The sequence below is a fragment of the Agrobacterium sp. LAD9 genome, from assembly GCF_003031125.1.
GTDB classification, from domain to species: domain Bacteria; phylum Pseudomonadota; class Alphaproteobacteria; order Rhizobiales; family Rhizobiaceae; genus Agrobacterium; species Agrobacterium radiobacter.
Genome location: NZ_PHGS01000007.1, coordinates 296,056 through 309,758, shown reverse-complemented (window position 1 = coordinate 309,758; position 13,703 = coordinate 296,056). Strand labels below are relative to the sequence as shown.

The 13,703-nt window shown below is 59.6% G+C and carries 13 protein-coding genes; 5 read left to right on the top strand and 8 right to left on the bottom strand.

Annotated elements, in window-relative coordinates:
* Window positions 1–195: 195 nt before the first annotated feature.
* Window positions 196–897 carry a phosphoglycolate phosphatase gene (gene gph, locus DA915_RS08180; RefSeq protein ID WP_107675581.1) on the bottom strand — a complete coding sequence of 234 codons (702 nt, stop codon included), beginning with the start codon at window positions 895–897 and terminating at the stop codon, window positions 196–198.
* 190 nt (window positions 898–1,087) lie between these two features.
* Between gph and rpiA the strand changes: the two genes are divergently transcribed.
* From rpiA to gor, 3 genes are all read left to right on the top strand, one after another.
* The gene (gene rpiA / locus DA915_RS08175) at window positions 1,088–1,783 is read left to right on the top strand and encodes a ribose-5-phosphate isomerase RpiA (protein ID WP_099085390.1); all 696 of its coding nucleotides are present in this window, start codon (window positions 1,088–1,090) and stop codon (window positions 1,781–1,783) included.
* A 16-nt stretch (window positions 1,784–1,799) separates the two neighbouring features.
* Window positions 1,800–2,366 (top strand): DUF2059 domain-containing protein, encoded by a 567-nt coding sequence (locus tag DA915_RS08170; protein WP_003502923.1) that lies wholly within the window; start codon window positions 1,800–1,802, stop codon window positions 2,364–2,366.
* Window positions 2,367–2,534: 168 nt separating this feature from the next.
* Window positions 2,535–3,923 (top strand): glutathione-disulfide reductase, encoded by a 1,389-nt coding sequence (gene gor / locus DA915_RS08165; protein ID WP_080866155.1) that lies wholly within the window; start codon window positions 2,535–2,537, stop codon window positions 3,921–3,923.
* A 41-nt stretch (window positions 3,924–3,964) separates the two neighbouring features.
* On the opposite strand, the gene DA915_RS08160 is transcribed toward gor, so the two are convergent.
* Window positions 3,965–4,825, bottom strand: coding sequence for a LysR family transcriptional regulator (locus DA915_RS08160; protein ID WP_107675580.1), 861 nt, complete (start codon window positions 4,823–4,825; stop codon window positions 3,965–3,967).
* 144 nt (window positions 4,826–4,969) lie between these two features.
* Between DA915_RS08160 and DA915_RS08155 the strand changes: the two genes are divergently transcribed.
* Window positions 4,970–5,155, top strand: coding sequence for a hypothetical protein (locus DA915_RS08155; protein ID WP_080866581.1), 186 nt, complete (start codon window positions 4,970–4,972; stop codon window positions 5,153–5,155).
* Window positions 5,156–5,356: 201 nt separating this feature from the next.
* Entirely contained in the window at window positions 5,357–6,733 is a 1,377-nt protein-coding gene (locus tag DA915_RS08150; protein WP_003502915.1) for a class II 3-deoxy-7-phosphoheptulonate synthase, read from the top strand.
* A 66-nt stretch (window positions 6,734–6,799) separates the two neighbouring features.
* Here DA915_RS08150 and DA915_RS08145 read toward each other — a convergent pair whose 3' ends face one another.
* From DA915_RS08145 to DA915_RS08115, 6 genes are all read right to left on the bottom strand, one after another.
* Complete coding sequence (locus tag DA915_RS08145) at window positions 6,800–8,539, bottom strand: TadG family pilus assembly protein (protein WP_065695396.1); 1,740 nt, start codon at window positions 8,537–8,539, stop codon at window positions 6,800–6,802.
* A gap of 1 nt (window position 8,540) precedes the next feature.
* Window positions 8,541–8,963 (bottom strand): TadE/TadG family type IV pilus assembly protein, encoded by a 423-nt coding sequence (locus DA915_RS08140; protein ID WP_003502911.1) that lies wholly within the window; start codon window positions 8,961–8,963, stop codon window positions 8,541–8,543.
* A gap of 137 nt (window positions 8,964–9,100) precedes the next feature.
* Entirely contained in the window at window positions 9,101–9,943 is an 843-nt protein-coding gene (gene radC / locus DA915_RS08135; protein WP_107675579.1) for a DNA repair protein RadC, read from the bottom strand.
* Between the two features lie 13 nt (window positions 9,944–9,956).
* Window positions 9,957–10,796 carry a type I methionyl aminopeptidase gene (gene map, locus DA915_RS08130; protein ID WP_065115772.1) on the bottom strand — a complete coding sequence of 280 codons (840 nt, stop codon included), beginning with the start codon at window positions 10,794–10,796 and terminating at the stop codon, window positions 9,957–9,959.
* Between the two features lie 31 nt (window positions 10,797–10,827).
* Window positions 10,828–11,547 carry a DNA/RNA nuclease SfsA gene (gene sfsA / locus DA915_RS08125; protein ID WP_107675577.1) on the bottom strand — a complete coding sequence of 240 codons (720 nt, stop codon included), beginning with the start codon at window positions 11,545–11,547 and terminating at the stop codon, window positions 10,828–10,830.
* Between the two features lie 224 nt (window positions 11,548–11,771).
* Window positions 11,772–13,631, bottom strand: a complete 1,860-nt coding sequence (locus DA915_RS08115) for an alpha/beta hydrolase (RefSeq protein ID WP_107675576.1) — start codon at window positions 13,629–13,631, stop codon at window positions 11,772–11,774.
* Between the last annotated feature and the right edge of the window lie 72 nt (window positions 13,632–13,703).

Sequence of the window (13,703 nt, the reverse complement as noted above, 5' to 3'; positions counted from 1 at the left end):
CCGTACTCTGTCACCCCGGACTTGATCCGGGGTCCAGCGCGATCAAGTCCTTGATCGCGAGAGACTTTTCTCACGGTGCAGACGCGCCGTGGCTGGATGCCGGATCAAGTCTGGCATGACGGAAGAAGGGGCGCGCAACCCTCAATGTGGTTGAGTGTGCCGCTCCCTCGCTTTTTCCGCCTAGCCCACAGCCTCTCAGGCCGCAGCCGCACCCTTAGCAACCAGTTCTTCGAACAGCGCCGGCGTCAATTCATTGAAATCGTCGATCACGACATCCGGCTCGAGTTTCACCATCGGCACATCCGTATAACCGAAGGTGACGCCGATCGATGGCACGCCAGCGTTCTTTGCGGCGAGGATGTCGTTGATGCTGTCGCCGACCATCACCGTGAGTTGCGGGTCACCGCCGGCCTTTTCGATGGTGCCGAGGATGTGGCGCGCATCGGGTTTGCGGTACTCAAAGGTATCGCCGCAGGTGATGGCGGCGAAATAGGGCGTGAGGCCGAGTTTTTCGAGTAGCGGCACAGCGAGGATTTCGGTCTTGTTGGTGCAGACGGCAAGCGTGATGCCGGCGGCCTTTAGCGCGTCCAGAGCCGCGACGATGCCCGGATAGGGAAGGCTTTCGCCGGGCATTTCGGCCCGGTAATGGGTGATGAAGCGCTCATAGAGCGGATCGATCTCGGCTTCCGGCAGTTCCGTCTCGCGCAGTGCGAAGGCGCGCTTGATCATCACCCGAGCGCCCTGGCCGACGAGATGCGTCAGGTCGTCATAGGTAACGGGGGCAAGCCCGGCTGCAGCGATGGTGTGGTTAAGGCTCGAGACGAGATCGGCGGCGGTATCGACCAGCGTGCCGTCGAGATCGAAAATGGCGAGCGGGGAGAGCGTGCGGGTTGTCACGGGAACTGGCCTCTTGGAGAATGCGGATGCTGGGATATGGGTGCTTTCATTTGCGCCAAGCCTAGGCAAACGGGCCTGTCTTTGCAACCGCGTCACAACGTTCTGTTCGTTGCCTTGAAAAAGGCTTTCGTTTGGCTTTCGACCCGTGTAAACAGCACGGCGACGACAAAGCTACCGGAGTTTCAGGCACATGGATGCCCGCCAGATGAAGATCAAGGCCGCCGAGGCCGCATTGTCCCACGTGCAGGACGGGATGCGGCTTGGTATCGGCACGGGTTCGACGGCCGAGGAATTTGTCCGGCTTCTGGCCGAAAAGGTCGCAGCCGGTCTCAAGGTCGAGGGCGTGCCGACATCCGAGCGCACCGCGCGCCTGTGCGTCGAGCTTGGCGTGCCGCTGAAATCCCTCGATGAATTGCCGGAACTCGATCTGACGATCGATGGCGCCGACGAGGTCGATCATGCGCTGCGTCTCGTCAAGGGCGGCGGCGGCGCGCTTCTGCGCGAAAAGATCGTGGCTGCGGCATCTGCCCGGGTGATCGTCATCGCCGACCAGAGCAAGGTCGTCGAGACGCTTGGCGCTTTTCCGCTTCCCATCGAAATCAACCCGTTCGGCCAGGTGGCAACGCGCATCGCCATCGAAAAACTGGCGGCACGATCCGGTCTTTCGGGCGATTTGACGATGCGCTCATCCGGCGATGGCGCCTTCATGACCGACGGTGGACACCTCATCCTTGACGCATCTTTTGGCCGTATTCCTGATGCAGAAGCGCTAGCACGCGAGCTGAACACGATTCCCGGTGTCGTCGAGCACGGACTTTTCATAAATTTGGCATCGCTTGCCATCATCGCGGGTCCTGAAGGCGCCCGCGTGATGCAGGCAGTATAACAGGAGCGAGATTTTCATGGTCAAACTAGCGGGACTGGGCAAAGCTGCCGCTGCTTCGATCCTCATTTCCGGCATCGTGTTCGGTACTGCCGCACGCGCTCAGGAAATTTCGGAAGCGCATATCGCTGCCGCACGGCAGGCTATCACCTCTCTTGGCGTTACCGACCGTTTCGACGACATTCTGCCTGGGCTGGCGGAGCGTCTGAAGGCCGAACTCATTCAGGCCTCGCCGAATGTGCAGGACGCGATCACCGAGACCGTTGACGCGAAGGCGCTCGAGCTTGCGCCGCGCCGCGCCGATCTGGAACGCGAAGCCGCGCTAACCTACGCGCGCGCCTTCACCGTTGAAGAGCTGAACGCCATTTCCACCTTCTACAGCAGCGAAGCCGGCAAGAAGCTCCTGAAGGACGGCCCGATCGCCACGCGCGAACTGATGAAGGCCGCCGACATCTGGGCCGCTGGCGTCAACCGCGATCTGAACACCTCCAGCATGGCTGAGTTGCAGAAGGTAGCTGGCGCCGATCTGAAGCCGCTTCCAGCAGATCAGACCAATACCGGCGGCGCTCCGGCTCACAAGCCCTGAGTGCGTGACATAGAGCATTGGGCCCAAAAAGCTCAGGTTCAGAAATATTCAAAGCCCGGTCGCAAGACCGGGCTTTTCATTTGTGCGTCGCAGCACCTATATGTGCCGTGAATGCGCCGCCACCCGTCTCGAGGCTGAGGACGGCGGTTTTGATCAGGGGTTTTGACTATGACAGCTTATGACTACGATCTCTTCGTCATCGGTGGCGGTTCTGGCGGCGTGCGCAGCGGCCGTGTAGCGGCCTCGCTCGGCAAGCGCGTGGCAATCGCCGAGGAATACCGCTATGGCGGCACCTGCGTCATCCGCGGCTGCGTGCCGAAGAAGCTGTTCGTCTACGCCTCGCAATTCCCGGAACATTTCGAGGACTCGGAAGGATTTGGCTGGAGCGTCGGCGAACGCAGCTTCGACTGGAAGAAGCTGATCGCGGCGAAGGACAAGGAAATCACCCGTCTCGAAGGGCTCTACCGCAAGGGTCTTGAAAACGCCAAGGCGGACATTTTCGACAGCCGGGCGGAACTGGTTGACGCCCACACCGTGAAGCTCACGAAAACCGGCCAGACGTTCACGGCCGAGCGTATCGTGATCGCCGTCGGCGGCACGCCGAACGAGCACAAGGCGCTGCCTGGCCACGAGCTGACGATCTCGTCCAACGAGGCTTTCGATCTGGAAGAACTGCCGAAATCGATCCTGATCGCCGGCGGCGGTTACATCGCCGTGGAATTTGCCAATATCTTCCACGGGCTCGGTGTCGAAACGACGCTGATCTATCGCGGCAAGGAAATCCTCTCGCGGTTCGATCACGACATGCGCAAGGGCCTGCATGAGGCGATGGAGGCCAAGGGCATCCGCATCATTCTGGAAGACATCATTGAGGACGTCAGCAAGGATGGCGCCGGTGGCTTCGTGGCGCGCACGAAGCAGGGCGGCTCGCTGCATGTCGGTCTGGTGATGCTGGCGCTTGGCCGCGATCCGAACACCAAGGGCCTTGGCCTCGAAAATGCCGGGGTGAAACTCGATGCGCGGGGCGCGATCATCGTCGATGATTACTCGCGCACGAACGTGCCGAACATCTTCGCGCTGGGTGACGTCACCGACCGGGTACAGCTGACGCCGGTGGCGATCCACGAGGCCATGTGCTTCATCGAAACCGAATACAAGAACAACCCGACCAAGCCGGACCACGAACTGATCGCCACGGCGGTGTTCTCGCAGCCGGAAATCGGCACGGTCGGGCTTTCCGAAGAGGAAGCCGGCAGGAAATATCCGGAACTGGAGGTCTATCGCGCCCAGTTCCGACCGATGAAGGCGACGCTATCCGGCCGTCAGGAAAAGACGATCATGAAGCTGATCGTCAATGCTGCCGACCGCAAGGTTGTCGGCGTCCATATTCTCGGCCATGAGGCGGGCGAGATGGCGCAGCTTCTCGGCATCACGCTGAAAGCCGGCTGCACCAAGGATGATTTCGATCGCACCATGGCGGTTCATCCGACAGCGTCCGAGGAACTGGTGACGATGTATTCGCCGAGCTACCGCGTGGTGAACGGCGAAAAGGTCTAGTTACCTCCCACTCCGGCTCATCGGTGATTTTCGGCTGATTATCACTGGCGACCGTTGAACAGTGTCTCGTTGCTCTTCAAAAGGGCAACGAGGCGGTCTATGGCGAGCCGCATTTCCGCGGCATGCCGGTCGTCATCGTTGACGACGATCCATAGCGGATGGGATAATTCTTCGATTGCCCCGCCATCGCGGACGAGGCCGGGCAGGGCATCGCCAACGAAACACGGCAGGACGCCTTTTCCCGCGCCGCTCTGGATAAGACCAGGCAAAAGCGAGGGCGCGTTTGTCCACGTGTGGATAAGCAGTTCCCGATGACGAAATACCCATTTTTCCGCGTCGGACGCCGCCACCTCGGTTCCAATTGAAATCCATTGCGTCAGCGCTGCGCCTGAACTGTCCTGCTGGCGATAGGCGCAATAGGCGACGTCGACCGATTTGCGCACGGCAAAATTTCCGGTGGCTGGCTTGTCGTGCCTTATCGAAATCAGGCCGCGCCGATAGGTCAGTTCGTCTTCGTTCTCGCATTGCTTGCAGCACAGCCGAAAAGGGTCGGATGGGCCCCGGATGGCTGCTGTATTGGCCGCTATGAAGCCCGCAATCCAGATGTCGCTCGATATCGAAACAATCGGCAGCGAGAAGGCCTCACCGTGCCATTGCGCGATCTCTGCCGCGCTCTGTCGCATGGTCAGAACCTTTTCGAGGAGGACCTCACCATCCGGGGCGAGCCGGTATCCGTTCTGGCTTCGAATAAAGAGCGTTCTTCCGATCTTGCGCTCCAAAAGGAGCATTTTCCGGCCAATCGTTGGCGCGCTGAGCCCGGCTCTGCCTGCAGCACCAGCCAAACCTCCCTCTGTCGCAACAATGTCGAAAAGCTTCAGATCGTCCCAGTCTACTTCCTTCACGGCATCTTCTCCAAATCACCGCAGCACCCTATGCGCATCAGGGGCCGCTTTCTCCGTTTTTATATGAAACGGGTCTTTCAAACGTGCACCTATGCTCTCTCCCGCCGGGTCCGCTTAACTCGTCTCCACACCAAGGAGATAGAGATGTTACCGGAAACCATGTTCCTGATGGAAAAGATGAGCCGCACTGAAGTACTGCGCAGGCAAGGCGGGAGTGATGATGAGTGGGAGACCTGGCCATCCTCTGCCATGGACCGACTGGCAGTCTTTCTCTTCCATCTGCCTCTTTCCCTGCGCCACTATATCCGCGCAAAATGGGGAATTTCTTGATTGCACGGGAGCAGGCGGACACCATCTTGTGATATTTTAATCGTTTGAAACGATTTTTCTGCGTCAGACGACATCAAAAGGGTCGGAAAGGGAGGGGCGGGTGCACGAGTGTCTATGCAAACTCGGCGCTTGGAGCTATAAGCCGCTCAATTTTTCGAGGCGGTCGCGCCGCTGTTGCGCGGGCGAGAAAAGGGTAAGAACATGGCACAGAATTGGACCCCCGGCAGCTGGCGGCAAAAGCCAATCCAGCAGGTTCCCGAATATCCTAACGCGGCAGCGCTTGCGGCAACGGAAGCCACGCTTGCGACCTATCCGCCGCTCGTTTTTGCCGGTGAAGCCCGTCGTCTGAAAAAGCAGCTTGCCAATGTGGCTGAAGGCAACGCCTTCCTGCTGCAGGGCGGCGATTGCGCTGAAAGCTTCCTTGAGCATGGCGCGGACAATATCCGCGACTTCTTCCGCGCTTTCCTGCAGATGGCCGTCGTGCTGACCTATGGCGCGCAGCTGCCTGTCGTGAAGGTAGGACGCATTGCTGGCCAGTTCGCCAAGCCGCGCTCTTCCAACGTGGAAGTGCAGGATGGCGTTTCCCTGCCGTCCTACCGTGGCGACATCATCAACGGCATCGAATTCAACGAGGCTTCGCGTATTCCGAACCCGGAGCGTCAGCTCGACGCCTACCGCCAGTCGGCCGCGACGCTGAACCTGCTGCGCGCTTTCGCGATGGGTGGTTATGCCAACCTCGAAAACGTTCACCAGTGGATGCTCGGCTTCATCAAGGACAGCCCGCAGGCGGACCGTTACCGCAAGCTGGCCGACCGCATCTCCGAAACCATGGATTTCATGAAGGCGATCGGCATCTCGGCAGACAGCAATCCGAGCCTGCGTGAAACCGACTTCTTCACCAGCCACGAGGCGCTGCTGCTCGGTTACGAAGAGGCGTTGACCCGCGTCGATTCCACCTCCGGCGACTGGTACGCCACGTCCGGCCACATGATCTGGATCGGCGACCGAACGCGTCAGCTCGACCATGCGCATGTGGAATATTTCCGCGGCATCAAGAACCCGATCGGTTTGAAATGCGGACCGTCGCTGACGCCCGATAACCTGATCGAGCTGATCGATGCGCTGAACCCGGCGAACGAGGCTGGCCGCCTGACGCTGATTTGCCGTTTCGGCCATGACAAGGTGGCGGACAGCCTGCCGAAGCTCATCCGTGCGGTGGAAAAAGAAGGCCGCAAGGTCGTCTGGTCCTGCGATCCGATGCATGGCAACACGATCACGCTCAACCACTACAAGACGCGTCCGTTCGAGCGGATCCTGTCGGAAGTCGAAAGCTTCTTCCAGATCCACCGCGCCGAAGGCACGCATCCGGGTGGCATCCATATCGAGATGACCGGCAAGGATGTGACGGAATGCACAGGTGGTGCGCGCGCCGTGACGGCGGATTCGTTGTCCGACCGTTACCACACCCATTGCGACCCGCGCCTCAACGCCGATCAGGCGCTGGAGCTGGCGTTCCTGCTGTCCGAGCGCATGAAGAGCGGCCGCGATGAGAAGCGTCTGGCGATTGCCAACGCCTGACCTAACGAAATAAACAAAAAAGCCGCCGGGAGACCTTCCGGCGGCTTTTTCGTGCGCGGTGCTGAACTATTGCACCAGCGCGGGTTGCTGGCAGCGGACATCCGTGACCCGCACATCGGCTTCGCCGATCTTGACGCCGAGAACCAGCAGCACGTTGTAAAGCAGCTGATCGACGGGTGCTGTGACCACCGCAAGCGTGTTGGCAAGCGCCGCCTGAATGCCTGCGAGGCCTCCCAGATCAAGGTTGAGGAAGAGAAGCCTGATATCCAGATTGAGGTTCTTCAGCAGTGAACTGACGAGAGTGGTAACGGTGTCCTTGGTGGAGACACTCTTGATCTTGGCCTGGGTGATATCGGACTGCGTGAAGGTCAGCTTGGTCTTGGTCATATTGGTGGCGTTAATGAGGGCGCTGCCATTGATGGCGAGCAGCGCCGAATCCACGATCGCCGCCTTGGTGACGCGCGGATCCTTGCCGAAATTGGCAAAGGCCGTGGTATCGACATTGCCAAGAGCGATTTCCGCAACGCCGGGAACGACCTCGACATCGACGGTTCCCTGTCCGCCGCCCGTGCAGCGAATATCGGCAAGCCGCGCTTCGGCATGGGCGACTTCCACATAGAGCGGAAGATTGACCTTGAGGCCTGCTATGGCCTGAAGCCCGTCAACCACGACATTGACCGCAAGCCGGGTCTGTGCGGTGCGCACCACGGTGCCCTGACCTCCGACGGCAAGCGACGGCGTTTCGACCGGCGGTTCACCGATGGCAAGCGTTGCCTTGACCGAGGCGAGACCGAGAAGATTGGCGTTGAGATTGAGGCCCAGCTGATTGCCGCCATTGCCGGCTACCGCTGCGGCATTGATGAGATCGAAGACACCGGCGGTGACCTTGAGGTTTTCACCCGTACCGATCAGCTTGTCCGAGAACGGGCCGAGATTGAGGATTTCTTCGAGCTTGATCTTGATGTTGCTCTTGTTGACGGTTTTTTGCAGCGTATTCAGAATGTTGACGACCGCCGGCTGCAATCCCGTGGTTTTCGTCAGCACGTCGAGGAATTTGCCGTAGCTGATTTCGGTCTTCAGAACATCCTTGTAGGTGCCGGCGGTGAGGTTGAGATCGATGGCCAGCGCCTCGACGATCTTCAATGCGTTGACATCGGCGGCGAGAAGCGCCTGATAATCCATCAGCTTCAACGACACCGTGGTGCCGAGCAGGCCGCCGAGCAGGCTGTTGAGAATTCCCTCATCGAGGCTGGCGAGCCGCGATCCGACCGAAAATGCCGCGATCTTCTGGGATGAGGCCGTTCCGACGGCTGAAACCTTGGGCGGCTTGGTGAAGGCGGAGGCGAAGAATATCTGCCCCTGTTCGACGATGTTCACTTTTATCGCATTGGTGGGCAGGGCGTTATCGACGAAACGCTGGCCGACAGGGACCGTCGCATCCGGCTCGTAGTGACCCTTGATGACTTCGGCATAACCCTTGCTGCTGGCGAATTCATTCAGGGGATCGAAGGGTTGGAGCCCCTTGGCGGTTAAAATGCCCTGGGCCGTCCTGACGCCCAGATCCATGCCGTTGAGGGCAAAATATTGCTGAACCGCTTTTTCGGCATCGGCGGCATTGGCTGCCGCCGATATGGCTGCGAGGTCGGCGGTCTGCTGCAATTGCCGTTTCTGCAATGTCAGGTAACCGTAATCGACACCGAGCGCCAATATGCCGATGAAGAGCGGTGCGGTGAGCCCCGCCGAGATGGCGATGTTGCCCGTTCTATCCCTAAGGAAGCGGGGGAGCAGGGAATGGATATCTCGCATGTCATGCTCCTCCGATCCGGATGGTGGAAAAACGCCGGATGACCGGCTCGGGCAGGGTGTAGCTGTAGAGGCTCCAGATCGGCAGGTTGCGGGCGTCATATTCGACCTTGACCGTGAACTGGTTGGCATTGGCGGGATCGGTGGCGACGTTGACGGTGAAACGCGTCTTGTCCATGAAGGCGTAGCTGAGGTCGCTTTTGGTGACGAAATCCCGGGCAAGCTGCTGGCGTTCGGTCGTGTTCAGTCCGGCAACGGCCGTTCTTGCCGCATCGGCGGCGATCTGCTGCACCGAATAGGCGGCCATCAGATAAATGCCGTAGGCGATCATGGTCAGCAGGACGAGAAAGAATATCGGTGCGACGATGGCGAACTCGACAGCAGACGAGCCGGATCTATCGCGAAAGAAACGCACTCCATTAAACATAAAGCACCCCCGTTCCTTCAGGCATCAAGGTTCGATGCCTTGATTTATTATTTTCGGAAATGCTAATTTATAGGTGTTAATTTTGTATTGATGCCGCCTCTATGGGTTGCAGCTCGCGTTAAACTTTCGCGTTTGCTTCAGATCAGCCGAAGGCCCTTGAAGCTGGCGTGGCCATCCTTGCCGATGATGATATGGTCGTGAACGGCGATGCCGAGCGGCTTTGCCGTATCGATGATGGTTTTGGTCATCTCGATATCCGCTCGCGAAGGGGTGGGGTCTCCACTCGGGTGATTATGTATTAAAATCAAGGCAGTAGAGGATAATTCAAGCGCGCGCCGCACGATTTCGCGCGGGTAGACCGGCGTGTGGTCCACGGTTCCCTGACCCTGCACCTCGTCGGCGATCAGGACGTTGCGCTTGTCGAGGAAGAGGATGCGGAACTGTTCCCGCGTCTCGTGGGCCATGGCGGCATGGCAATAATCGATGACCGACGACCAGGAGCCGAGAACCTGCTTGTTGCGGATTTCGCTTTTCAGCATGCGCTGGGAAATGGAGGCGACGAGCTTCAGATCAAGCGCCACGGCTTCGCCCACGCCCTTCACTTCCTGCAGCAAGGCCAGAGGCGCGCCGAGAACGCCGCCAAGGGTTCCGAACCGGGCAAGGAGAGCCTTGGCGATGGGTTTGGTATCGCGCCGCGGGATCAGCCGGAACAGCAGAAGCTCCAGCAACTCGTAATCGGCAAGCGCTGCATCGCCGCCATCGCGGTAACGCGCTCGCAGCCTGTCGCGGTGGCCGTGATAATGGGCGGTGTCCGTTTCCTGTTCCGCGATGGTTGCGGCGCGCTCGGGTTTCCTTGGCGTACTTCGCGGTTCGGCAAAAAAGCCGCGCTCGTCCGGTCCGTCGAAGAGATCACCTTCGCCCGCTTCAAAGCCTGACGTCGTGGAAAGATCGGCGGAAGGCGAGGCGGGGCGTTTTGCCATAGGCGGTCTGGCCTTATGCGGGGGGAAGCGGCGGCAGGCCCGGACGATCAAAACCACCCGGTGACAGCGTGAAGATTTCGCAGCCGGTGGCCGTGACGCCAACGGCATGTTCGTATTGGGCGGAGAGGGAACGGTCACGCGTTACCGCCGTCCAGCCATCGGAAAGCACCTTCACATGCGGCTTGCCGAGATTGATCATCGGCTCGATGGTGAAGATCATGCCCTCGCGGATTTCCGGGCCTTCGTCAGGGCGGCCGTAGTGCAGGATGTTGGGTGTGTCGTGGAACAGGCGTCCGACGCCATGGCCGCAGAAATCACGCACCACGGAGCAGCGTTCCGCTTCCGCATAGGCCTGGATCGCAGCGCCGATCGCGCCGGTGCGCACGCCGGGCTTTACGGCGGCAATACCGCGCAGTAGGCATTCATAGGTCACTTCCATCAGCCGCTCGGCAGCGCGCTTGATCTGGCCGACCGGATACATGCGGCTCGAATCGCCATGCCAGCCGTCAAGCACATAGGTCACGTCGATATTGACGATATCGCCTTCGCGTAGCGGCTTTTCATCCGGAATGCCGTGGCAGACCACGTGGTTGATCGAGGTGCAGACGGATTTCGTATAACCACGATAATTCAGCGTCGCCGGCAGCGCGCCATGATCGGCGCCGAATTCGAAGACGAAGCGGTCGATGGCGTCAGTCGTCACACCCGGCTTGACGATGGCTGCCAGTTCATCGAGGCAACGCGCCGTCAGCTGGCAGGCCTTGCGCATGCCATCAAAATCCTCAGGCGTATAAAGGCGGATGACGCCGGTATTCTTGAGGGGGGCGGAGGCTGCGTCGATATAGGTGACCATCATAGTGCTTTCTGTCTCTTTACGTCCCTGTTCATAAAACAGCCGGACGCCATTCGTCCATCTTAACCGTTCCGCTGACTGAAATTTGTGCCGGGGAGACCGTGCATTTCACCGCATAGGCCTCCACGCCGCGCGCCATCGCCCGCTGAAACGCCAGCGCATAGACGGGATCGAGATCGTCGCAGATACGCATCCGGTCGCAATCATCGCGCTGGATGAGATAGAGCATCACCGAACGGTAACCAGCTTCCGCTGCGTCACCCAGTTCTTCGAGATGTTTCGCGCCGCGTTTGGTGGCGGTGTCAGGGAATTCGGCCAGACCTTTTTCGCGCATGAAATGCACGTTCTTCACTTCCACATAGGCATCCGGCCGGCCGGGTTCCGACAGCAGGAAATCGATGCGGGAATTGCGGCCGTATTTCTGTTCGCGCCGGATCGTCGAATAGACGCCGAGTTCCGGAATGCGGCCGTTCAGGATCGCCTCTTCCGCCAGCCGGTTCGGCATGCCGGTATTGATGCCGACCACGGTGCCATCGGCCTCGACCATTTCCAGCATGTGACGGTATTTGCGGGTAGGGCTGTCATGTTCCGATAGCCAGACGCGGGAACCCGGTGTCGTCAGCCCTCGCATGGAGCCGGTATTGGGGCAGGAGCCGGTGATCGCGGTGCCGTCTTCCAGAACGGCATCGAAGAGGAAGCGCTTGTAGCGGGAGATCAACGTTGCGGGAATAAGCGGGGGCGTGAAGAACATGGGGCCTTGAAGGTAAGCTTGTGTGTTTGCAGGGTCTTTTTATCCCTCATCCCTGTGCTTGTCACAGGGATCCAGCCAGCCCAAGTCCTTGGGCTGAAGTGAGTCTTTCGCCGCGTAGACGCGCGCCGACTGGATTCCTGTGACAAGCACAGGAATGAGGGTGAGGGGAACGCCGGTGGAAGACGCCTTTCTGCCGTGTACTGGTCATCTTTTTCACCGATATCCTACAAAAGAACATAGGTTCCCGGCGCATCGCCGAGCACCGGGCGCTTGCCATCCCCCGGTTTTCGCGCCTTCACCTTTTCGGCACTCTGGTTTTCGATCCAGCTCTGCCAGTGCACCCACCACGAGCCCTTATGGGCCGTGGCGGCGGCCTGCCAGGCGTCGAAGTCTCCGGCCGGTGATGGACCTGTCCAATATTGGTATTTCTCAAGCTGCGGCGGGTTGACGACGCCGGCAATGTGGCCGGAAGCGCCGAGCACGAATTCCACCGACCCGCCAAACAGCGCCGCGCCCGTGAAGACCGATTTCGCCGGCGCGATATGGTCGTCGCGGGTGGCGAGATCATAGACGGGAATCTTGATGTCGCCGAGATTGATCCGTTTGCCGGCAACGCGTATCAGTCCACGCGCGAGATTGTTCTCGAGATAACAATTGCGCAGATAAAACGAGTGGCTGGCGGCGGTCACCCGGGTCGAATCGGAGTTCCAGTAGAGCAGGTCGAAGGGCAGGGGCTCGTTGCCGCGCAGGTAATTATCGACCACATAGGGCCAGATGAGATCGGAGGCGCGCAGCATGTTGAAGACGGTCGCCATGATCGAGCCGTCGAGATAACCGACCGCCTGCATGTGCTTGTCCAGCGCCGCCAGCTGGCCTTCGTCAATGAAGACCTTGAGGTCGCCGGCATGGATGAAATCGGTCTGGGCGGCCAGCAGCGTGGCGCTACGGATGCGTTCATCGCCTTCCTGCGCATGCAGCGCCAGCGCCGAGGATAAAAGCGTACCGCCGACGCAATAACCTATGGCGTTGATTTGCCTTTCACCGGTCCGCTCCTCGATGGTATCCAGTGCAAAATTGATGCCTTCGCGGATGTAATCGTCCCAGCCCTTCTCGGCCAGACGGGCATCCGGATTGATCCAGGAGACCATGAACACGCTGTGGCCCTGCTCAAGGCACCAGCCGACGAAGGATTTCTGTGGGTTGAGATCGAGAATGTAGAATTTGTTGATCCATGGCGGCACGATCAGCAGCGGCCGCTTGAAAGCCTTCTGCGTCGTCGGCGCATAATGGATGATTTCGCAGAGCGGGCTTTTCGCCACCACCTTGCCCGGCGTGACGGCGATATTCTGGCCGATGACGAATTTGCTGTAATCGGTCTGGCGCAGTTTCAGGTGGCCATTGCCGGCTGCGACATCTTCCGCCAGCTGCGCCATGCCCTTGACGAGATTGGCGCCGCTGGAAGCCACCGTCTCGCGGAAGACCTGTGGATTGGTGAAGACGAAATTGGCTGGCGAAAGCGCCTCCGTTACCTGCCGCATATAGAACAGCGCCTTGGTGCGGGTATGTTCGTCAAGGCCTTCGGCTTCCGTCACCATCCGGTCGGCAAAACCGACGGTGGTCTGGTAGGCTTTCAGGAGAAAATCGAAGAAGGGATTGGCCTGCCAGTCGGCATCGGCAAAACGCCTGCTCCTGCGTTCGGCAGGACCGCTTTCGGCGGGTTTTTCCGAAGCCGAATCGGCGTCATTGGAAAACTGCGCCACCGATTTAGCCCACAGATCGTAATAGCTGGAAAGCAGATGGGTCTGCGCTTCGAGCGAGCGCTTCGGTTCGGCCATCCAGTATTCGGCGACATCGGAGAGCGTCTTGACCAGATCGGTCACGGGATCAGCGCTTGCCTGGGGGATTTCGCCGCGTTCGCGCGGCGCCAGCCATTCGGAGGCGGCCTTGCCGAGATTCTCGAGCGCGCGGGCGATATTGATCGCGAAGGTTTCCGGGTCGCGGATCAGGTAGGCTTCGGCGGAAGTAGCGTCGAAACCGGGCGTTTTTCCACCCTTTTTCTCTGCCCCGCCGTCAACACCTGCCATGCGCCATCCTCCACCAAATTTGTGTTTGCACATTCTGCATGAAAACGAATACAAGTTCCACCAGCAAGGGGA

What these genes read in the sequence shown, in the direction of transcription:
- rpiA (WP_099085390.1), top strand. Translation starts at nt 1,088, where the DNA reads ATGGATGCCCGCCAGATGAAGATCAAGGCCGCCGAGGCCGCATTGTCC.
- DA915_RS08170 (WP_003502923.1), top strand. Translation starts at nt 1,800, where the DNA reads ATGGTCAAACTAGCGGGACTGGGCAAAGCTGCCGCTGCTTCGATCCTC.
- gor (WP_080866155.1), top strand. Translation starts at nt 2,535, where the DNA reads ATGACAGCTTATGACTACGATCTCTTCGTCATCGGTGGCGGTTCTGGC.
- DA915_RS08155 (WP_080866581.1), top strand. Translation starts at nt 4,970, where the DNA reads ATGTTACCGGAAACCATGTTCCTGATGGAAAAGATGAGCCGCACTGAA.
- DA915_RS08150 (WP_003502915.1), top strand. Translation starts at nt 5,357, where the DNA reads ATGGCACAGAATTGGACCCCCGGCAGCTGGCGGCAAAAGCCAATCCAG.
- DA915_RS08145 (WP_065695396.1), bottom strand. Translation starts at nt 8,539, where the DNA reads ATGCGAGATATCCATTCCCTGCTCCCCCGCTTCCTTAGGGATAGAACG.
- DA915_RS08140 (WP_003502911.1), bottom strand. Translation starts at nt 8,963, where the DNA reads ATGTTTAATGGAGTGCGTTTCTTTCGCGATAGATCCGGCTCGTCTGCT.
- radC (WP_107675579.1), bottom strand. Translation starts at nt 9,943, where the DNA reads ATGGCAAAACGCCCCGCCTCGCCTTCCGCCGATCTTTCCACGACGTCA.
- map (WP_065115772.1), bottom strand. Translation starts at nt 10,796, where the DNA reads ATGGTCACCTATATCGACGCAGCCTCCGCCCCCCTCAAGAATACCGGC.
- sfsA (WP_107675577.1), bottom strand. Translation starts at nt 11,547, where the DNA reads ATGTTCTTCACGCCCCCGCTTATTCCCGCAACGTTGATCTCCCGCTAC.
- DA915_RS08115 (WP_107675576.1), bottom strand. Translation starts at nt 13,631, where the DNA reads ATGGCAGGTGTTGACGGCGGGGCAGAGAAAAAGGGTGGAAAAACGCCC.